Here is an 18,283-nt window from a genome sequence, read left to right as displayed (position 1 = left end):
AGCTGCGGTGGGGGCGCTTCTCGTGCTCCTCCCCGTGGTCGGCATGATGTTCCGCATCGACTGGGCGCACCTGGGTGAGCTGCTCACGAGCGACTCCTCGGTTGCGGCCCTGTCCCTGAGCCTGCGCACGGCGGTGCTCTCCACCGGGTTGTGCCTGGTGCTCGGCTGCCCGCTGGCCCTGGTGCTCGCCCGCTCCACGGCGCGTGGGCTCACCCTGCTGCGCTCGCTCGTGCTGCTGCCGCTCGTGCTGCCTCCCGTGGTGGGTGGCATCGCGCTGCTGTCCACGTTCGGGCGCATGGGCCTGCTGGGGCGTCCGCTCGCATTCCTGGGGATCGACGTCGCCTTCTCCGCCGTGGCCGTGGTGCTCGCGCAGACGTTCGTGGCCCTGCCGTTCCTCGTGGTCTCGCTGGAGGGTGCGCTGCGCACCACCGGCACGCGGTACGAGCAGGTCGCGGCGGGTCTGGGGGCCTCTCCCACCCGCACGCTCTTCCGCGTGACGCTGCCGCTCGCGCTCCCCGCGGTGCTCTCCGGCGCGGCGCTCTCGTTCGCGCGCTGCCTGGGCGAGTTCGGCGCCACCCTGACCTTCGCCGGCAGCCTGCAGGGCGTCACGCGCACGCTGCCGCTCGAGATCTACCTCCAGCGCGAGACGGACCCGGACGCAGCGGTCGCCCTCTCGCTCCTCCTCGTGCTGGTCGCCGTGCTCGTCGTGGGCCTCAGCGCCCCGTCACGACGACGCCGCGGCGCCGGCTTCCGCGCCAACCTCACCGGGTGGTTCGGCCGGGATCGCGGCGCTCCGGAGACTCATGAACCCGGCGAGAGCCGCGACGCCGGAACGCCCCGCGAAGGCGAGGTTCCGGGAGAACCCGACGCCGCGCCGTCGTCCCCGATCTCCGACGGGGTCCCTGCAGGTGACGCGCACGAGGCCACCGGGCTGCGTGTGGCGGTGGCGCAGGAGCAGCGTCGCGTGGCCGCCGAGTTCACCGTGGCACCGGGGGCGACTGCGGCGCTGCTCGGGGCGAACGGGGTGGGGAAGTCCACCGTGCTCGCCATGGTCGCGGGGCTGCTCGCGCCGGACCGCGGAACGGTGGTCGTCGGGGAGCGCTGCGTGGTCCGCGCCGAGCCGGGGGAGCGCTCCGTGTGGGTTCCCGCGCACCGTCGCGGCGTGGCCCTGATGGCGCAGGAGCCGCTGCTGTTCCCGCACCTGAGCATCCTGGAGAACGTGGCGTTCGGCCCGCGGGCGGCGGGCGTGCGCAGGGCGACGGCGCGGCGTCGGGCCATGGCGTGGCTGCGCGAGGTGGACGCGCAGGAGTTCGCGCATCGGACCCCGGAGCAGCTCTCGGGCGGGCAGGCGCAGCGCGTGGCGATCGCCCGCGTCCTCGCCGCGGACCCCCGGGTGGTCCTGCTGGATGAGCCCATGAGTGCGCTGGACGTGGCCGCGCGCCCGCGGATGCGCGAGGTGCTCCGCCGGGTCCTGGTCGGCAGGACCGCGGTGCTCATCACCCACGATCCCGACGACGTCACGGAGTTGGCGGACCAGGTGGTGCGGCTGGAGCGGGCAGGACATCGGACCCATGGCAGGACTCAGCACGCCGAGGTAGACTGACATCACCATGACCGGCCCGCCTGTTCTACAGGTCAGGGCCGGTCCTCGTATCTACGGAGGACAGCGATGCCCGCTGCGGATGCCAAGCCCTGGCTGTCTTTCCCCGAACAAGCAGAACTCCTCCGCGCCCGGGGAATGCCGGATGTCGACGAGCATCTGGACGATCTGGCGCAGCTCGGCTACTACGGGCTCAGTGGCTACTGGTATCCCTTCCGGCAGATCGGCCCAAACGGGGTGTCGCGGGGCGATCACTTCTTCGAGGGCACGACTTTCCGCGATGTCCTCGCCCTCTACAACTTCGACACGAGACTTCGGGAGTCGGTGTGGGCATGCCTGAGCGCACTCGAGATTCAGCTCCGTGTCTCTGTGGGGCATGAGCTCGGCCGGTTGGATCCCTTCGCCCATGTGAATCCTGATGTGCTGGACCAGCGAGTTGTGGCACGAAAATTCGATCAGTTCCGCAGATCTCTGGAGAGTTTGCAAGTGCGCTCGAAGGAAGATGTCGTCCAACACTTCCTGCAACGTTATGACGGGCTCATGCCCGTGTGGGTGGCCACCGAGATCATGCAGATGGGTCAGCTAGTGACTCTCTTCGAACTTGCACCGTTTGCGGTCCGGCGTGACATCGCGGAGCGCTACGGGGCACGGGCCGACGAATTCCACTCATGGTTAAAGTCATTGAACATCATTCGCAACGTCGTGGCTCATCACGGCCGACTGTGGAACCGGTCCATCGGGATGAAGCCTCAGCTGAGTCATCGCAGAAGTGACCCTCTGCTTGATCACGCCCGGGGAACAGTGGACCGGATCTATGGTGTCCTGGCCGTCATGGCGTACCTCCTGCGCGCACGTGGCACCCATGACCGTCTGATGGAGCTCCGGTCTGTGCTCCTGGACTTTCCGCAGATGCGTACGGTGAGCCCGGCCATGATGAAGATGCCGGTCTCGTGGGAGCAGCACGTGCTCTGGTCACCGGGATGGAAGCTCGGAGAGGCTACTTCACCTCGCGGGTGAGCACCCGCCAGACGCCGATGAGCAGGGGCACACCTATCCACAGCAGCGAGGACGTCCCCAGCTGGGCCCACTGGGTGGCGGTGAGGTCCACGCCCTCCATGAGAGGGGAGGAGGCCGCGGCCATGTTCCCCCACGCGCCGAGATCGCGCAGGGCAGGCACCACCAGAGCGACTGCCGAGTACAGGGTGGGCAGGACGAAGTAGCCGACGATTGCCAGGGGCACGGACAGCAGCGCCAGCCCGAACGCCACACCTTGCAGGAGCGCGAGCATCTGGGTGAGCCACTGGCCTGCCAGCTGCCCGGGATTGAGATCGATGCTCACGGGGTTGCCGGAGAGGCCGGCAGAGATCAGATGCGCGAGCAGTGCCAGGACCCACGCCGCCGCGAAGGCAACCGTTCCCAGGACCAGCGCCGCGATGATTTTGGCGAGCACTACACGGAGTCGGCGGGGTTCCTGCGTGAACGTGATCAGCGCGGTGCGCTGACTCCACTCGTTGCAGGCCGTGATGATCCCCAGCACGGGCAGCAGCAACCCCTGCGGCGTCATCGTCAGGACGAAGAGCCCGGGGAGCTCGGCGCCCTCTTCACGGGTCATCCACGTGGTAAGCCCCAGCACGAGCGCCGTGAGCACGCCAATGGCGACCAGTATCCCGCGGCCGGCGCGGGTGTCCACCTGCTTGCGCAGCTCCACGCGCAGCAGGGTCAGGAAAGGAAGACCACGGCCGTCCGGCTCGGGTTCCTGCCAGGGCGCTGCGGTGTTCGGGGCGGTGACGTTCGACGTGGTGCTCATGCGCGGGTCTCCTCTCGGGCGGGTGCCGTCCGGGCGGTCGCATCCTGCTCGGGGGCGTTCTGGCCTAGGGCGTTCTCACCGGGCCCGCCGCGGGCGGTGTCCGCGGTGAGCTGCAGGAACATGTCCTCCAGGCGGGTGCCGTCCGCGGGGCGCAGCAGGGTGAGCGGCACACCGGCGTCGAGCGCCACGCGACCCACGCGGGCGGCGTCGGCCTCGATCTCCGCGGCGCCGTCCGCTCGCCCGGTGAAGGCGATGCCGACGGCGCGCAGCGCGTCCGCGAACGCCGTCCGGTCCTCGGCGTCGGCCACGCATCCCGGGCGCGTGGTGAGCAGGTCCGCCAGGCGTCCCTGCGCGACGATGCGGCCGTGGCCGATCATCACGAGGTCGTCCGCGACGAGTTCCACCTCGTGCAGCAGGTGCGAGCTCAGCAGCACGGTGCCGCCCTGGTCCGCGAAGTCCCGCAGCAGCCCCCGCATCCAGCGGATGCCCGCGGGGTCCAGGCCGTTGGCGGGCTCGTCCAGGATCAGGATCTGCGGGCGGCCCATGAGCGCACCCGCCAGTCCGAGACGCTGACGCATGCCCAGCGAGTAGTTCTTCACACGGCGGGAGGCCTCGGAGCGTTCGAGGCCCACGAGGTCCAGCATCTCGTCCACGCGGGACCGGCCCATCCCGGTGACCATGGCCGCCAGCTGCAGCACCTCCCGGCCGGTGCGCCCGGGGTGCTGCGCGGCGGCGTCGAGCATCACGCCCACGTGGCGGCTCGGATTGGGGAGGTCCTCGTAGCGGCGCCCCAGCACCAGTGCGCTCCCGGACGTGGCGGGTGTGAGGTGGGTGAGCATCCGCAACGCGGTGGACTTCCCCGCCCCGTTGGGACCCAGGAACCCGGTGACCCGCCCGGGCTGCGCCACGAAGGAGATGTCGTCCACCGCGGTGAACCCGCCGTAGCGCTTGGTCAGGTGCTCGATCCGAATCATGCCCTCCATCCTGCGGGGTGGAGGGAGCGGGGCGGCGGAGGTGGCGGATGCGGGCGCGTCCCGCGGGTGCCGGTGGCGCTGGCCGGAGATGCCCACCCACCCCGAATCGGTAGCATGAGCCGGGCCGGTGACCGTCCGGCGTCGACGTCGAGAGAGGACACTCCATGGCCTTCGTCTGCAGCGCCACCTGGACCGCGAAGCCCGGCGAGGAGGGGACGGTGCGCGACGCGCTCGCGAAGCTCTCCCCGGAGGCCCGCCAGGAGCCCGGGAACCTCTACTACCAGGCGTACCAGAGCCCGGACGAGCCCGCCGTGTTCCGGATCTTCGAGGTCTACACGGACAAGGACGCCTTCAAGGCCCACGTGGGCTCCGAGCACTTCACCCGCTGGGGCGTGGGCCAGGCGATCCCCGCGCTGGAGAGCAATGAGCACGAGACGTACGAGACCCTCGACTTCTGACGCGCCGCCCACGACGGGGGAGAGCGCCTCGACGGCGCGCCCGTCTCCCGCGTGGGCGGTCCTCCTCAGCGAGGTCTTCCAGGCGCCCGTGGTCCTGGCGGTGCTGCTGGTCGTGATCCCGTGGACGGCGCACGGCACATCCACCGCGTTGCTGTGGGGCGTCGCGGCGGCGCTGTCCGTGTGCGGGGTCTCGCTCGCCACGGTCACCGTCCTCTCCCGCCGCGGGGTTCTCACCGACCACCACGTGAGCGTCAAGGAGCACCGCCGCCCGGTCATGGTCGGAACGTTCCTGCTGGTCGCGGCGTTCCTCGCGGTGACCCTCGCCTTCGACGGCCCCGTGGAGATCACCGGCCTGCTCACCGCGACGCTGGCGGCGAGCGCCGTCGTCGCCCTCGTGAGCCCGTGGTGGAAGATCTCGGTGCACGGGATGATGATGGGCGGCACCGCGGTGATCCTGCCCGTGGCGTGGGGGCCGTGGGGTCTGCTGTTCGTGCCGGTCGCGGTGGCGGTGTGCGTGAGCCGCCACGTGCTGCGCGCCCACACGTGGCCGCAGCTGGTGGCGGGGTCCGGGTACGGGGTGTTCTTCCTGGGCGGCATCTACGCGCTGATCGCGGGCTGAGGGTGCGGCGCCCCGGCGCCGTCCGGGGTCACGGGGTCACGACGACGCCGCCCCGCCCTCGTCTGCCCCGCCTCGCCTGCGCCTCCTGGCCTCTCCGCACTCTGAGGTGTAGAAGTGCCCGCCAGACGTGCCGCGGGGCGGGCACTTCTACACCTCAGATGTCAGCGTGCGGCGTCAGCACCCTGTGCGGCCGTGTGGCTCCGCTCCACTGACGTCTGAGCCCAGAAATGCCCACGAAAAGTGCTGCCGGGCAGTCATTGTGCGCCCCAGATGTCACTGGGCGGCGTCGGCGCCCTTTGCCGCCGCGCGGCTCGTGACGACCGCCGCCACGACGATTCCCGCCGCGGGGATCAGCCCGAGCCACGGTCGGAGGGCACTCGGCCCCAGGAAGACCAGCGCCAGGCACACCAGGTCGAGGACGAGCAGGGCCAGGCACAGGACCCTGACCACCGGAAGGGCGGCGGCGTGCCCGGCCTGCCAGGCGTCGTCGCTGCGCTTCGTGGCCCGGGTGCGGATGCCGACGGCGCCGTTGCGACCCATCCCGCCGGTGGCCCCCGCCCGGGTGACCCCGTACAGGATGGCGACCACCATGAGCGACGACACGATGCCGATAAGAGCGCCGATGCTGGATTCGTCCATGCTGTGAACGGTATCCCCAAGGGGTCGTGAGGTCGACCCACTCGTGCAGCTCAACGGCCGATCCAGTGCCGGGGGCGACCGTTGGCTTTCGGCTGTGCGCAGACGCTGTCCGAAGCGGGCGACGGAATGTACGTTCAAGTCCATGACCACGGTGATCACGCTGCGACCCCTGCGCGTGGATGACGCTCATGACATGGCGGAGGTCCCGGCCGGGGCGGAGCTGTACCGGTACACGGGCGGGGAGCCTCCGAGCGTTTCGGACCTGCAACGGCAGTACGCCGTGCAGACGCGCGGACGGTCCGCCGATGGAACCGAGCAGTGGTTCAACGGCATTGTGCTTGCCGGCCCGGAGCAGCGGCCCGTGGGGTACGTCCAGGCCACCGTTCCTGGGGATGGCTCACCCACCGAGATCGCCTGGGTTATCGGTCTTCCGTGGCAGGGGGGGGCGGATACGCGAGTCGCGCGGCGAACCTCCTCGCCGGGGAGCTTCGTGATCGTGGTGTCACGCAGGTCATGGCGCACATTCATCCGGGTCACGCCGCCTCGCAGCGGGTGGCGTGCGGCCTGGGGATGGACCCCACCGAGCATGTGGTGGATGGCGAGGTGAGGTGGGTGGGGACACTTGCCTGATCGCGATCCTGGTTGCTGTCTACCGTTGCGGCCGCTGCCCCGACCCAGGGTCTTGCCTGCAGCTTCGAACATCTGAGCGCGGAAATGCCCGCGAAAAGTGCAGCTCCACGGTCATGTCGCGTCTCAGATGTCAGCGCTCGGTGGGGCAGGTTTTTGGAGCGGCGGCGTGTGGCGGGCCCGTGCCCTCATTCCCACTCCGCCGTGTCGGGATCGACTCCGTGGGCCCGGGCATTGGCGTCGATGGACTCGTGGAACCATGAGGCCAGTCCGGGCTGCTGCGAGTCGTAGTGCCCGGCGAATCCGGGGTCGGACTCGTAGAGACGACCCAGGCAGACCTGCATCTGCCGGGTGAGCGGGAAGTACTGGCTTAACAGCGCGCGGTGGCGTTCCACGAGATCGTTCGCGCGGGGGTTGCCGGGAAGGGTGCCTTCGCGCACGGCACGTGCCAAGGCGTCGTCGAGCTCGCGGCTCTCCTGCGAGAGACCCGACCACTCGGAGGGGCTTCGGGAAGCTGCTCGTTCGGCGTACTGCCGCCACTGCGGGGTGTCACCCCAGCGGGCCCGCGCCTGGGCCGGCCACGACGGATCCCACCCGGTGCCGAAGACGCGCTTCTGCTGCTCTGGGGGCATGAGGATCCCGCGTTCGTGCGCCTCGATCATGCGCTGCACGCTTCCGTGGAGGTCACGCAAGTGTCGGATGCGCGCCTCCAGCTGCGCGTTCTGCTCGCGCAGCGCGGCGACGGCGTCCACGGTGGGATCGTCGAGCAGGGCGCGGACGGCGTCGAGCCCCAGCCCCAGCTCGCGGTAGATCACCACTCGCTCCAAGCGCTCCAGATCCGCGCCGGTGTAGAGGCGGTACCCGGTGCCGGACCGCTCGGAGGGGCACGCCACGCCCTCGGCATCCCAGTGGTGCAGCGTCCGCACAGTGACGCCCAGTCGCTCTGCTGCCTGCCCCACGGTCAACGGCATCCGGTCATCGGCCATGGGCCTCATTGTCCTCGACGCCGTGTGCCGGGGCAGTGATGCCCACGGCCCTCAAATTGGCGGCCTCCTGGGTCGCGGGGTCGTACGGCTTGGCCGCGGTGAAGACCACCCGGATGCCTTCCGGGGTGAGGACCTCGACCTCGCGACTGTTCCAGGGCGTGTCCCGCGGGCCGGACACGACGACGCCGTCGAAACCTTCACACGCGGCGCTGACCTGTTCGATCTGGGCCTGCACGCACGCGAAGTTCACCGCCGGGGAGGACGCTCCCTCCTGCGGCGGCGTGCCGGGGACGAGGAGGACGTCCTGGAAGGCCCAGCGGCGGAGATGCACCAGCCGCCCGGGGATCTCGAACAGTGAGAAGAACCCGAGCACCCCGGTCCAGAAGGTCACGGATGCGGCCATGTCCGAGGTGGTGACGGTGACGAAGGACGGCATGCCGTAGATGCCGCGGAAGTTCTCGGGCGCCGCCGCGTCCCATGCCGGAGCGGGAACGGGGCTGATGTCGAAGGAATCGAAGTGAGTGCTCATGACGGTGACTGTCCTGCCTCACGTTGCGTGAGGGTCAAGGGCGTTCCACACCAGGAGCTCGGACATCTGAGGCGTGAAATGCCCGCCAATACCGCCTCGGGGCGGGCATTTCGCGCCTCAGACGTCAGGGGGGTGTGGCCGGTGTCATACTGCCCCTGTGGAGAATCCCCAGCAGCGGCTGCAACCCCATCTGCGTCCCGGCGAGAAGCTTCTGTGGTCGGGGCAGCCCGATCCGCGCGTGCACTTCATGCCGTTCGACGCGTTCTTCGTGCCCTTCAGCATCCTGTGGTGCGCGTTCGCCGTGTGGTGGACGTGGCGGGTGTCCACGGACGCTGGCCCTCGCTGGTGGTCTCCTCTTTTCGGGCTGCTCTTCGTGGCGATGGGCCTGTTGTACCTCGTCTTCGGACGGTTCATCGTCAAGGCTCGTCGCAAACGGCGCACGGTCTACGGCCTCACGGACACCCGCGCCATCGTGGTGGAGGGGGACCGGAGGGTCTCGGACGTCCGCGTGAAGGACGAGCCCGCGCAGGTGCGGAAGAACCGGGACGGCGTGCACGTGGAGGTCGTCTTCGGCGGGGCGGGCCTCCAGACCGCCCAACTCAACAGCGGCATGGAGATCTTCTCGCCCGGTCGGCCCTCGCCCGTGGCCTTCTTCGACGTCGCGGACGGGGAAGCCCTGCTGCGGGAGCTGAACCGCGTGCGCTGAGACCTGACGGCAACGGGTCCTCGGAACACCGCACGCTGAGAACATCGCAGCCCGCACCCTCCGGAGACCGGCGACACTGCCGGTGGGAAACACGGCCACCCGGAGATGTCAACGTCCGGGAGCGCTACCGCCCAGGAGTGCCATGCGCACGGCCGACGCCGCGGCGTCGGCCCCGGCGAGGTGCGGCTGGCCGGCAGCCCAGCTCCGGCGGCTCCCGCCGAGCCCCGAACTCCTGGGCGTAGAAGTGCCCGCGGGACAGCACGTCCCGCGGGCACTTCTACACCTCAGATGTCACCGCGGGGCGTCGGCGTAGCTGCCGGACCAGACCAGCGCCCGACGCCGCACGCCAGACCGTCAGCGCCAGCCCAGCTCCGGCGCCACGTGGGTGAGGATCGACTCGATGACGTGCGCGTTGTACTCGACGCCCAGCTGGTTGGGGACGGTCAGGAGCAGGGTGTCCGCCTCCGCGATCGCCTCGTCCTGCGCGAGCTCCTCCACCAGCCGGTCGGGCTCCGCCGCGTAGCTGCGGCCGAACACGGAACGGGTGTTGTCGATGACCCCCACCTGGTCCGAGTTCTCCCGGTTGATGCCGAAGTACGCGCGGTCGGTGTCGTTGACGAGCGCGAAGATGCTCCGGGACACGGACACGCGCGGCTCGTGCGTGTGCCCGGCCTGCGCCCAGGCCTCGCGGAACACGCGGATCTGCTTGGCCTGCTGCACGTGGAGCGGCTCGCCGGACTCGTCGGTCTTCAGGGTGGAGCTCATGAGGTTCATCCCGAGCTCCGCGGACCACCGGGCGGTGGCGTCCGACGCCGCTCCCCACCACATGCGGTCCCGGAGCCCCTCGGAGTGGGGTTCCAGGCGCAGCAGCCCCGGAGGGTTGGGGAACATGGGGCGCGGGTTCGGCTGGGCAAAGCCCGTGCCCTCCAGCAGCTCCAGCGTCTTGAGAGTGTGGCGGCGGGCCATGTCCGCCTCGGTCTCACCCTCGGCGGGCTCCATGCCGAAGTACCGCCAGCCGTCGATCACCTGCTCGGGGGATCCCCGGGAGATGCCGAGCTGCAGCCTGCCGCCGGAGATCAGGTCCGCCGCCCCGGCGTCCTCCACGAACGCCTGCGGGTTGACGTAGCGCATGTCGATCACGCCGGTGCCGATCTCGATCCGCGACGTCTTCGCACCGATCGCGGACAGCAGCGGGAAGGGTGCGCCCAGCTGGTTCGCGAAGTGGTGCACGCGGAAGTACGCGCCGTCCGCGCCGAGCTCCTCGGCCGCGACCGCGAGGTCGATGCTCTGCAGCAGGGCGTCGGAACCGGTGCGCACGGCCGAGTGCGGACTGGGGGTCCAGTGCCCGAAGGACAGGAAGCCGATCTTCTTCATGTCACCGCTCTTTCTCGAAGGACTTGAAGGACTCGAAGGATCCGGGGACCCCGGCATGGGTGCCGGCGCCTCTCGGAAGCTGTTCACCCGTCACAAGCGTTGACGGCCCCATGTTATTCCCGCAGAAATTATTGATGACGCAAGGAGGGAAAGTCCGTGTCCGCGTACTCGACGGAGGCACTCGCGCGGGCCGCGGCGTCGTCGTCGGGCGAGGAAGCGGAACCCGCCGCAGGGCTGGAACCGGAATCCACTGCGTCCGGATGCAGCACCGCCTCCCGGTCCCGCAGCTCGACCCGGCGGATCTTGCCGGAGATGGTCTTGGGCAGCTCCGCGAACTCGAGTCGACGGATGCGCTTGTACGCCGCGAGGTTGACCCGGCAGTGGTGCAGGATGCTCTCCGCGGTCTCGGCGGTGGGCTCGTGACCCGCGGCGAGCACCACGTACGCCTTGGGAACGGCCAGGCGGATGGGATCCGGCGAAGGCACCACTGCCACCTCCACGACCGCGGGGTGTTCGATCACCACGGATTCCAGCTCGAAGGGAGAGAGCCGGTAGTCGGAGGCTTTGAAGACGTCGTCCGCGCGGCCCACGTAGGTGAAGACCCCGTTCTCGTCCCGCGAGACCACGTCCCCGGTGTGGTAGACGCCGTCCCGGAACGCCTCATCGGTCTTCGCGGCGTCCCCGTGGTAGCCGGGTGTCAGGCTCACGGGACGCGGGTCCAGACGCAAGCACAGTTCGCCCTCGGTCTCGCTCACCTCACCGGTCGTGGTGTCGATCAGCACGGTCTCGTACCCGGGTAGCGCACGGCCCATGGCCCCGGGTTTCACGGGCATCCCGGGGGTGTTGGCGATCTGCAGTGAGGACTCGGTCTGACCGTACCCGTCACGGATCTCGGTGCCCCACGCGGCCTTGACCCGCGCGATGATCTCCGGATTCAGTGGTTCACCCGCGGACACCGTCTTGCGCGGCGGGTTCTTCAGATGGGTCAGGTCCGACTGGATGAGCATGCGCCACACGGTGGGCGGTGCGCAGAAGGACGTCACGCCCTCGCGGTCCATCTGGTCCATGAGTGCCACGGCGTCGAAGCGCGAGTAGTTGTAGAGGAACACGGTGGCACCCGCGATGAACGGTGCGTAGAAGTTGGACCACGCGTGCTTGCCCCACCCCGGCGACGCCACGTTCAGGTGCACGTCCCCGGGTTCCAGCCCGATCCAGTACATCGTGGACAAATGCCCCACGGGGTACGTGACGTTGGTGTGCTCCACGAGTTTTGGCAGGGACGTGGTCCCGGAGGTGAAGTACAACAGCAGCGGGTCATCCGCGGGCGAGGGCTCGGTCACCTCGAACTCCTCGGGACCCGCGAAGGAGTCCCGGTAGTCGATCACGGGGTGCTCCCCGATCTTCCGCAGGCTCGGTTCTTCACCCCCGCCCGACGACGCCGCAGTCCCGGCTTCCGGCGCTCCCGCAGCGTCGTCGCCGGCAGCAGCGGGCGACGGCGCGGCGTCGTCGTGCCCAGCGGAGGACGCGAAGACCGACGGCGCGGAACGGGGACGGTGATCGGGCTGATCGGGAACCTCGATGATCGTGAAGTCCCCGGGGACGTCCTCGAACTTCAGGGCGTTCGTGTGGGACGTGACCACCCAGGCCGCCCGGCCGCGCTCCACGCGGTCCTGCAGATCGGCGGGCCCGAGCATCACGGTCGTGGGGATCATGGGTGCGCCCAGCTTGGTGCACGCGAGCATGGTCTCCCACAGCTCCACCTGGTTGCCGAGCATGAGGATGACCCGGTCACCGCGGCGCACGCCCCGCGAGCGCAACCACGTGGCCAGCTGCGACGAGCGCCGGGACAGCTGCGCGTACGTGCGGCGGGTCTCGGTGCCGTCCTCCTCCACGATCACGAGGGCCTCGCGGTCCGCTTCCTCGCCGTTGCCCAGGACGTCGAACCAGTCCAGGGCGAAGTTGAAATACTCGAACCGGGGCCACTCGAACTCGCGGTGTGCGGCGTCCAGGTCGGTGCGTAGGCGCAGCAGCTGGTCCCGTGCGGCGCGCAACCGCTGCGTGACGGAGTGTTCTGAGGCGGTGGTCTCGCTCATGGGATCCTCGCTGCGACGTGTGCGGATCCCCGGCCCGTCCACGGGAGGGCGGCCCGGCGCGCCTGTGGTGCTCGCGCCTCGAACCGGGGGTGGCTGGTTCCTTAAATTTACTGCACCGCACCGGGGCGTCGTCGCTGGTCGCGCGCTGACCGGGGCTTGCCGGCTCATGGGGCCCGTCGACCTGCGCGCACCGGAGCCGTACGATCGGGCGGAGAAAGCGACGAACGGCGTCATCAACAGCGTGCTGGACCGCCCACGAGGCGGGGAACGGAGCGGACATGGACATCAGGGACTCGACGGCGGTCGTCACGGGTGCGGCCTCCGGGCTGGGGGCGGCCACGGCCGCGGAACTCGTGGCGCGTGGGGCGCGCGTGATCGGCCTGGATCTGCCGCAGGTCGTGCACGCCGCCGCGCCGGTCGATGGCGTGCAGTACGTGTCCGCGGACGTCACCGACGAGGAGCAGGTGCGGGCCGCCGTGGCCACCGCCGCGGACGTGGCGCCGTTGCGCACCGTGGTCAACTGCGCGGGCATCGGGACCTCCGCGCGCGTGGTGGGCAAGAACGGCGTACACGACATCGCGTTGTTCGAGCGCGTGGTGCGGATCAACCTGGTGGGCACGTTCACGGTCCTCGCGCTCGCCGCGGAGGTCATGACCGCGCAGGACCCCGTGGACGAGGCCGGTCAACGCGGCGTCATCATCAACACCGCCTCCGTGGCTGCCTTCGAGGGACAGATCGGCCAGGCCGCGTACGCCGCGTCCAAGGGCGGTGTGCATTCGATGACGATCGCCGCGGCGCGTGACCTGTCCTCCCGCGGGGTGCGCGTGATGACGATCGCCCCCGGGATCGTGGACACCCCCATGCTCGGTCGGGTGAGCGAGGAGTTCCGCAGCGCCTTGGCGGAGTCCGTCCCCTTCCCGCACCGCCTGGCCCGCCCGGACGAGTACGCCCAGCTCGCGGGGATGATCGTGGAGCACGACTACCTCAACGGGGAGACCATCCGCATGGACGGCGCCCTGCGCATGGCGCCGCGCTGATCCTCGCTGCCGCGCGCCTGTCCCGTCCCGGCCACGCAGCCACGGGCGACGACACCGCACGGCCCCGCACATGACGATGCCTCGTCACGGTCCACCCGTGACGAGGCATCGTCGTGATGTGGTCAGAGCTCCGTGGCCCCGGCCTGCGCGAAAGGCCCCGGGAGTCGCCCCGCTGAGGTCGAGACGCCCCCGGGGCGTTCCGCGGATCAGTCGACCGTGAGCACGATCTTGCCCACGGCGTGGCCCTCCTGGCTGGCGGTGAATGCGTCCGGCAGCTGCGCGAGCGGGAAGGTGCGGTCCACTCGGACGGTGAGCTTGCCGTCGTCGGCCAGGCGACCGAGCTCGGTGAGCTGCTCTGCGTCCGGAGAGACCCACATGTAGTGCCCGCCGTGCTCCTCCACCTCGGGCTCCGCGATGGAGGCGTGCTGGCCGCCGTCCGCGAGCACGGCGACGGAGTCCTCCACCACGCCGCCCACGAAGTCCACGACGATGTCCACCCCGTTCGGGGCGAGCTCCTTGACGCGCTCCACGAGGCCGTCCCCGTATTCCACGGGCTCCGCGCCGAGCTCACGCACGTAGTCGTGGTTCTTGGTCGATGCGGTGCCGATTACCCGCGCGCCGAACGCCTTGGCAATCTGCACGCCCATGCTCCCCACACCACCGGAGGCCGCATGGATAAGCACGGTCTTGCCCTCCGCGACACCAAGTCGGGTGAGCACCTGGTACGCGGTGAGTCCGGCGAGCGGCAGCCCTCCGGCCTGTTCCCAGGAAAGACTCTTCGGTTTGGGGGCAAGTGCGCGCACCGGGACCGAGACGTACTGGGCAAACGTACCGCCGTGGATCCAGTCCTTGCGGGCGTAGGCGATCACCTCATCGCCCTCGGAGACGCTGGGGGTGTCGAAGCCCTTGCCCACGACGACGCCCGCGACGTCCCAGCCGGGGGCCGCCGGGAACTGGACGGTCATCATGGAATCCAGCCCGCCGGACATGACCTTCCAGTCCACCGGGTTGATGCCCGCGGCCTTGACCTTCACCAAGACCTCGCCGGGGCCCACCTTGGGCATGGGCTGGTCGGTGAGCTCCAGCACGGAGGTGTCGCCGTACTGCTGATATGTCTGCGCCTTCATTGTGGTCATGCCTGTCTCAACAGCCCAGGGCGGGGACCTTATTCCATGCCGCAGCACGTGCGACATGGCGTCCAGTCCAACCCCGAGGAGATCACGGACCGCGGCTACCCGGTGCAGGCCGTCTCGCCCCGCCGGGGGTCGTGGGGGTCGAGACGATCGGCGTCGTCGCGCTGCACGGCGCCCACGGCGGTCTCACGTGGGTGGCCTGGGCGAACTCGCGCGGCGTGGCCGTCTTCCTGGTCCTGTGGCCGTGGGTCTCCGGGACCCTGTGGGGTGCCTGCTCAAGGCCTCGGACGAGGAGCGGCTGCTGGTGCTGCGCCCGCCCGCCCGCCGACCACCCGCTGCGGGAGCGGTACGGCGCGATCGTCACGGAGCACCTGGAACCGCTGCTCACCCGCTGGGGGCGGCCCTTCGAGATCCTGCACATGGACACCGGCATCAGCCCTCACGGTGGGCTGGCGCCGTACGTGAACTCGGTGGTGCTCAACAAGGTGGTCTACGTGCCGCGCTGCGGCATCCCCGAGGACGAGACCGCCCTGGGGCAGTGGCGCACGGCCATGCCGGGTTAGGAGATCCGGGGGTACACGTTCTCCTTCGACAAGGAGCCCCACGCGGTGCGCCCCCCCCCGCAACACGGGCCCCGCCGGCTGGCGGGACCGGAACGTGCTGCACTGCCGCGCGCCCATGCGGGAGACCGCGCTGAACGGCGAGTACACGGCCCACCTGCCGCAGGGCCCGGCCTCGGGTGAGATCGAGTACGCGGTCGAGGCCACCTCCGAGGACGGCCGCGTGCAGCGCTGGCCGCGCCCGTCGAAGGCGTGGCTGCGGGCGGCGATAGACTGACCGACCGTGGCCAAGCTCTACTTCCGCTACGGCGCGATGAACTCCGGGAAATCCACGGCGCTGCTCCAGGCCGCCTACAACTACGAGGAACGCGGGCAGCGCGTGCTGCTCGCCAAACCCCACGTGGACACCAAGGGCGAGGACCAGATCCTCTCCCGGCTGGGTGTCACCCGCACGGTGGACTTCCTGATCCAGCCCGGCGAGAGCGCCATGGGCCTGTTCAAGCGCCACTCCACCGGCGATGACCCGGAGGCCCTGCTCGAGCACGTGGACGCCCAGCCCGTGGCGTGCCTGCTGGTGGACGAGGCGCAGTTCCTGGAGACCGGGCAGGTGGACGACCTGCTACGGATCGCCGTGCTGCTGGACGTGCCCGTGATGGCCTACGGCATCCGCACCGACTTCCGTACCCGTTCTTTCCCCGGCTCCGAGCGGCTCATGGAGCTCGCCCACACCTTGGAGGAGCTCAAGACCATCTGCCGCTGCGGACGCAAGGCCCTGTTCAACACGCGGAAGGTGGGCGACGACTTCGTGTTCGAGGGGGACCAGGTGGCCATCGACGGCGTGACCGTCACCTACGAGTCCCTGTGCGCGGCGTGCTACCTGCGAGAATCCGGCGGCAGGCTGGGCTGAGGGGTTAGCCCCGACACGTAAACTGCCCGTATGAGCACCGACTTCTCTCCCGTGGACCTGGCCACCGCCCGTGAGCGCCTGCGCGAACTGATCAAGGACCTCGCCGTGGTGCGGGGCAAGGTCACGCTGGCCAGCGGCATCGAAGCGGACTACTACGTGGACCTACGCCGCGTGACCCTGCACCACGAGGCCTCCCGGTACGTGGGTCAGGTCATGCTCGGTCTGCTGGACGGGGCCGGGATCGCGTTCGACGCCGCCGGTGGGCTCACCATGGGTGCGGACCCGGTGGGCAACGCGATCATGCGCACGGCCGGGGACCAGGGCCGCGCCGTCGACACCTTTGTGGTGCGCAAGGCTCAGAAGTCCTACGGCATGGGGCGTCAGGTGGAGGGCCCCAGCGTGGTGGGCCGCAACGTGGTGGTCGTCGAGGACACCTCCACCACGGGTGGTTCCGCCCTGACCGCCGTGGAGGCGCTGCAGAAGGCGGGCGCGAACGTCGTGGCCGTGGCCGTGATCGTGGACCGCCGCACCGGTGCCAAGGAGCGCATCGAGGAGACCGCGGGCATCCCATGTCTGTACGCCTACTCCAAGGACGAGCTGGGGCTTGACTGAGCCGGAGGCGTCCGGGCCTCGGCAGGACGACGACGCCGCCGCAACTGTTCCGCAGGACCGTGTGGTCGGCGTGGGCCCCTGGCACGGTGACTGGCCGGCCGGGGAGCACTGGGACCCCGAGCTGCTGCGCGAGGGCGACCGTCGCAACGTGGCGGACCGGTACCGCTACTGGCGCATGGACGCGATCATCGCGGACCTGGACTCCCGGCGGCACGCGTTCCACGTGGCCGTGGAGAACTGGGAGCACGACTTCAACATCGGCTCCGTGGTCCGCACCGCGAACGCGTTCCTGGCGCGGGAGGTGCACATCATCGGACGCCGCCGCTGGAACCGCCGCGGGGCCATGGTCACGGACCGCTACCAGCACGTGCGCCACCACGCGGGCGTCGCAGAGTTCATGGACTGGGCCCGCGGCGAGGGCCTGGCGGTGCTCGCGATCGACAACGTCCCCGGCTCGCAGCTGATCGAGACCTTCGACCTGCCCGAGCACTGCGTGCTGGTCTTCGGGCAGGAGGGCCCGGGTGTCTCGGAAGAGCTGGTCGCCCAGGCGGACGCCGTGCTGGCGATCGAGCAGTTCGGCTCCACGCGTTCCATCAACGCCGGAGCCGCCGCCGCGGTGACGATGCACGCCTGGATCCGACGGCACGTCTTCGGTCAGCGGGTCACGGCCGGCTGAGCTGGCCCGGCGGGGCGAGATCGCGGGCGACCCGCTGCAGCGACTCCAGGACGGCCCGCGCGGCACGGCGGTTGCCGGCGTTCTCCCGCCACGCGGCGGTGACCGTGCGACTCGGGGCGGGATCCCCCAGGGGCAGCGTCACCACCTCCGGCGGCGCGGAGGCCAAGGTCAGCCCGGGGAGCACGGCGACGGCGTGCCCGCTCGCCACGAACGCCAGCTGCACCGCGAGGTCCTCCGAGACGCACACCGGGTGCGGGTCGAACCCCCGGCGGCGGCACAGCTCCACGAGCCAGGCGTGCGGCGCGGTGCCCTCCGGTTCCACGGCCCACCCGGCGCCGGAGAGCTGCGCCACCGGGTCCTGGTCGGTGTCCAGAGCGGCCAGCCGACCGGGGGAGAGGGCCAGCCACAGCGGGTCCTCCAGGAGCGGCAGCGTGGTGACCCCCGGCACCGGGGCGAGGGTGGCCCCGGGGTAGCTCTCCACGAGGGCGACGTCGACCTCCGCCCCGGGCAGGGCGGGCAGCGTCTCGGCCGGTTCGCCCAGTCGGAACACGACGTCGACCCCCGGGTGGTGCCGCGCGACGTCGTCCACCGTGGCGGGCACCAGGGTTATCGCAGCGGACTGGAACCCGGCCACCGTGACGGTTCCGCGGGGCTCGCCCGTGGAGGCCACCACGTCCGCCTCGGCGCGCTCCACCTCCGCGAGGATCACGTGCGCGCGGGCAGCCAGCAGCTCCCCCTGCGGGGTCAGCACCAGGCCGCGGCCCACGCGTTCCACGAGCGGCACGCCCACGTCCTTCTCCAGCTGCCGCAGCTGCTGGGAGACCGCGGAGGTGCTGAAGGACAGGGCCTCGGCCACGGCGCGCAGCGTGCCGCGACGGCTGAGCTCGGCCAGGATCCTGAGCCGTTCCACGTTGAGCACAGCGTACCTCCTTCGGGGGGGGGGGGG

The 18,283-nt window shown here is 70.3% G+C and carries 21 protein-coding genes; 12 read left to right on the top strand and 9 right to left on the bottom strand.

Annotated elements, in window-relative coordinates:
- Positions 1-22 precede the first annotated feature (22 nt).
- Together KVA01_RS05020 and KVA01_RS05015 are read left to right on the top strand one after the other, a co-directional pair.
- Complete coding sequence (locus KVA01_RS05020; RefSeq protein ID WP_233438765.1) at positions 23-1,603, top strand: ABC transporter permease; 1,581 nt, start codon at positions 23-25, stop codon at positions 1,601-1,603.
- A 66-nt stretch (positions 1,604-1,669) separates the two neighbouring features.
- Positions 1,670-2,617: an Abi family protein gene (locus tag KVA01_RS05015; protein ID WP_141269174.1), complete on the top strand. Its 948-nt coding sequence runs from the start codon at positions 1,670-1,672 to the stop codon at positions 2,615-2,617.
- Here KVA01_RS05015 and KVA01_RS05010 read toward each other — a convergent pair.
- Together KVA01_RS05010 and KVA01_RS05005 are read right to left on the bottom strand one after the other, a co-directional pair.
- Positions 2,598-3,407, bottom strand: a complete 810-nt coding sequence (locus KVA01_RS05010; RefSeq protein ID WP_141269172.1) for a hypothetical protein — start codon at positions 3,405-3,407, stop codon at positions 2,598-2,600. The two genes, KVA01_RS05015 and KVA01_RS05010, sit on opposite strands and share 20 nt — an antisense overlap.
- The gene (locus tag KVA01_RS05005; RefSeq protein WP_141269169.1) at positions 3,404-4,381 is read right to left on the bottom strand and encodes an ABC transporter ATP-binding protein; all 978 of its coding nucleotides are present in this window, start codon (positions 4,379-4,381) and stop codon (positions 3,404-3,406) included. The genes KVA01_RS05010 and KVA01_RS05005 overlap by 4 nt, the downstream gene beginning before the upstream one ends.
- A gap of 164 nt (positions 4,382-4,545) precedes the next feature.
- Here KVA01_RS05005 and KVA01_RS05000 point away from each other — a divergent pair, with 164 nt between their 5' ends.
- Entirely contained in the window at positions 4,546-4,839 is a 294-nt protein-coding gene (locus KVA01_RS05000) for a putative quinol monooxygenase (protein ID WP_068467685.1), read from the top strand.
- Positions 4,805-5,458, top strand: coding sequence for a hypothetical protein (locus tag KVA01_RS04995; protein ID WP_231860556.1), 654 nt, complete (start codon positions 4,805-4,807; stop codon positions 5,456-5,458). Before KVA01_RS05000 ends, KVA01_RS04995 begins: the two co-directional genes overlap by 35 nt.
- Positions 5,459-5,731: 273 nt before the next feature.
- On the opposite strand, the gene KVA01_RS04990 is transcribed toward KVA01_RS04995, so the two are convergent.
- Complete coding sequence (locus KVA01_RS04990) at positions 5,732-6,097, bottom strand: SdpI family protein (protein WP_068467688.1); 366 nt, start codon at positions 6,095-6,097, stop codon at positions 5,732-5,734.
- A gap of 142 nt (positions 6,098-6,239) precedes the next feature.
- Here KVA01_RS04990 and KVA01_RS04985 point away from each other — a divergent pair, with 142 nt between their 5' ends.
- Complete coding sequence (locus tag KVA01_RS04985; RefSeq protein ID WP_233438764.1) at positions 6,240-6,704, top strand: GNAT family N-acetyltransferase; 465 nt, start codon at positions 6,240-6,242, stop codon at positions 6,702-6,704.
- Positions 6,705-6,912: 208 nt separating this feature from the next.
- Here KVA01_RS04985 and KVA01_RS04980 read toward each other — a convergent pair whose 3' ends face one another.
- Together KVA01_RS04980 and KVA01_RS04975 are read right to left on the bottom strand one after the other, a co-directional pair.
- Entirely contained in the window at positions 6,913-7,710 is a 798-nt protein-coding gene (locus KVA01_RS04980) for a MerR family transcriptional regulator (RefSeq protein ID WP_218023597.1), read from the bottom strand.
- Entirely contained in the window at positions 7,700-8,239 is a 540-nt protein-coding gene (locus KVA01_RS04975; protein WP_141269163.1) for a VOC family protein, read from the bottom strand. Before KVA01_RS04975 ends, KVA01_RS04980 begins: the two co-directional genes overlap by 11 nt.
- 157 nt (positions 8,240-8,396) lie before the next feature.
- Here KVA01_RS04975 and KVA01_RS04970 point away from each other — a divergent pair, with 157 nt between their 5' ends.
- On the top strand, positions 8,397-8,945 hold the full coding sequence (locus KVA01_RS04970; RefSeq protein ID WP_141269161.1) for a hypothetical protein: 549 nt from the start codon (positions 8,397-8,399) through the stop codon (positions 8,943-8,945).
- A 354-nt stretch (positions 8,946-9,299) separates the two neighbouring features.
- On the opposite strand, the gene KVA01_RS04965 is transcribed toward KVA01_RS04970, so the two are convergent.
- A complete protein-coding gene (locus KVA01_RS04965) occupies positions 9,300-10,319 on the bottom strand; it encodes an LLM class flavin-dependent oxidoreductase (protein ID WP_068467698.1) in 1,020 nt (339 codons plus the stop codon).
- A gap of 128 nt (positions 10,320-10,447) precedes the next feature.
- Positions 10,448-12,412: an AMP-binding protein gene (locus KVA01_RS04960; RefSeq protein WP_141269159.1), complete on the bottom strand. Its 1,965-nt coding sequence runs from the start codon at positions 12,410-12,412 to the stop codon at positions 10,448-10,450.
- A 278-nt stretch (positions 12,413-12,690) separates the two neighbouring features.
- On the opposite strand from KVA01_RS04960, the gene KVA01_RS04955 reads away from it, so the two are divergent.
- Positions 12,691-13,449 (top strand): SDR family NAD(P)-dependent oxidoreductase, encoded by a 759-nt coding sequence (locus tag KVA01_RS04955; RefSeq protein ID WP_068467702.1) that lies wholly within the window; start codon positions 12,691-12,693, stop codon positions 13,447-13,449.
- Between the two features lie 206 nt (positions 13,450-13,655).
- On the opposite strand, the gene KVA01_RS04950 is transcribed toward KVA01_RS04955, so the two are convergent.
- A complete protein-coding gene (locus tag KVA01_RS04950) occupies positions 13,656-14,576 on the bottom strand; it encodes an NADP-dependent oxidoreductase (protein ID WP_170221123.1) in 921 nt (306 codons plus the stop codon).
- Between the two features lie 140 nt (positions 14,577-14,716).
- Between KVA01_RS04950 and KVA01_RS12890 the strand changes: the two genes are divergently transcribed.
- From KVA01_RS12890 to KVA01_RS04930, 5 genes are all read left to right on the top strand, one after another.
- Complete coding sequence (locus KVA01_RS12890) at positions 14,717-15,145, top strand: hypothetical protein (RefSeq protein ID WP_233438763.1); 429 nt, start codon at positions 14,717-14,719, stop codon at positions 15,143-15,145.
- 94 nt (positions 15,146-15,239) lie between these two features.
- On the top strand, positions 15,240-15,419 hold the full coding sequence (locus tag KVA01_RS12885) for a hypothetical protein (protein WP_231860558.1): 180 nt from the start codon (positions 15,240-15,242) through the stop codon (positions 15,417-15,419).
- Positions 15,420-15,425: 6 nt separating this feature from the next.
- A complete protein-coding gene (locus tag KVA01_RS04940; protein WP_068467706.1) occupies positions 15,426-16,049 on the top strand; it encodes a thymidine kinase in 624 nt (207 codons plus the stop codon).
- A gap of 30 nt (positions 16,050-16,079) precedes the next feature.
- On the top strand, positions 16,080-16,661 hold the full coding sequence (gene pyrE, locus KVA01_RS04935; protein WP_068467707.1) for an orotate phosphoribosyltransferase: 582 nt from the start codon (positions 16,080-16,082) through the stop codon (positions 16,659-16,661).
- Complete coding sequence (locus KVA01_RS04930) at positions 16,654-17,337, top strand: TrmH family RNA methyltransferase (RefSeq protein ID WP_082810223.1); 684 nt, start codon at positions 16,654-16,656, stop codon at positions 17,335-17,337. The genes pyrE and KVA01_RS04930 overlap by 8 nt, the downstream gene beginning before the upstream one ends.
- On the opposite strand, the gene KVA01_RS04925 is transcribed toward KVA01_RS04930, so the two are convergent.
- The gene (locus KVA01_RS04925) at positions 17,324-18,256 is read right to left on the bottom strand and encodes a LysR family transcriptional regulator (protein ID WP_068467712.1); all 933 of its coding nucleotides are present in this window, start codon (positions 18,254-18,256) and stop codon (positions 17,324-17,326) included. The genes KVA01_RS04930 and KVA01_RS04925 overlap by 14 nt on opposite strands.
- Positions 18,257-18,283 lie beyond the last annotated feature (27 nt).

It is taken from the genome of Kocuria varians (genome assembly GCF_006539885.1).
Lineage (GTDB): Bacteria > Actinomycetota > Actinomycetes > Actinomycetales > Micrococcaceae > Kocuria > Kocuria varians.
The sequence above is the reverse complement of the archived record's forward strand: the minus strand, read 5'-3'. Positions and strand labels throughout refer to the sequence as shown.

Excerpts from the sequence above, each read along its gene's own strand:
- KVA01_RS05015 (WP_141269174.1), top strand. The coding sequence starts at position 1,670 with ATGCCCGCTGCGGATGCCAAGCCCTGGCTGTCTTTCCCCGAACAAGCA.
- KVA01_RS05010 (WP_141269172.1), bottom strand. The coding sequence starts at position 3,407 with ATGAGCACCACGTCGAACGTCACCGCCCCGAACACCGCAGCGCCCTGG.
- KVA01_RS05005 (WP_141269169.1), bottom strand. The coding sequence starts at position 4,381 with ATGATTCGGATCGAGCACCTGACCAAGCGCTACGGCGGGTTCACCGCG.
- KVA01_RS05000 (WP_068467685.1), top strand. The coding sequence starts at position 4,546 with ATGGCCTTCGTCTGCAGCGCCACCTGGACCGCGAAGCCCGGCGAGGAG.
- KVA01_RS04995 (WP_231860556.1), top strand. The coding sequence starts at position 4,805 with ATGAGCACGAGACGTACGAGACCCTCGACTTCTGACGCGCCGCCCACG.
- KVA01_RS04990 (WP_068467688.1), bottom strand. The coding sequence starts at position 6,097 with ATGGACGAATCCAGCATCGGCGCTCTTATCGGCATCGTGTCGTCGCTC.
- KVA01_RS04985 (WP_233438764.1), top strand. The coding sequence starts at position 6,240 with ATGACCACGGTGATCACGCTGCGACCCCTGCGCGTGGATGACGCTCAT.
- KVA01_RS04980 (WP_218023597.1), bottom strand. The coding sequence starts at position 7,710 with ATGGCCGATGACCGGATGCCGTTGACCGTGGGGCAGGCAGCAGAGCGA.
- KVA01_RS04975 (WP_141269163.1), bottom strand. The coding sequence starts at position 8,239 with ATGAGCACTCACTTCGATTCCTTCGACATCAGCCCCGTTCCCGCTCCG.
- KVA01_RS04965 (WP_068467698.1), bottom strand. The coding sequence starts at position 10,319 with ATGAAGAAGATCGGCTTCCTGTCCTTCGGGCACTGGACCCCCAGTCCG.
- KVA01_RS04960 (WP_141269159.1), bottom strand. The coding sequence starts at position 12,412 with ATGAGCGAGACCACCGCCTCAGAACACTCCGTCACGCAGCGGTTGCGC.
- KVA01_RS04955 (WP_068467702.1), top strand. The coding sequence starts at position 12,691 with ATGGACATCAGGGACTCGACGGCGGTCGTCACGGGTGCGGCCTCCGGG.
- KVA01_RS04950 (WP_170221123.1), bottom strand. The coding sequence starts at position 14,576 with ATGAAGGCGCAGACATATCAGCAGTACGGCGACACCTCCGTGCTGGAG.
- pyrE (WP_068467707.1), top strand. The coding sequence starts at position 16,080 with ATGAGCACCGACTTCTCTCCCGTGGACCTGGCCACCGCCCGTGAGCGC.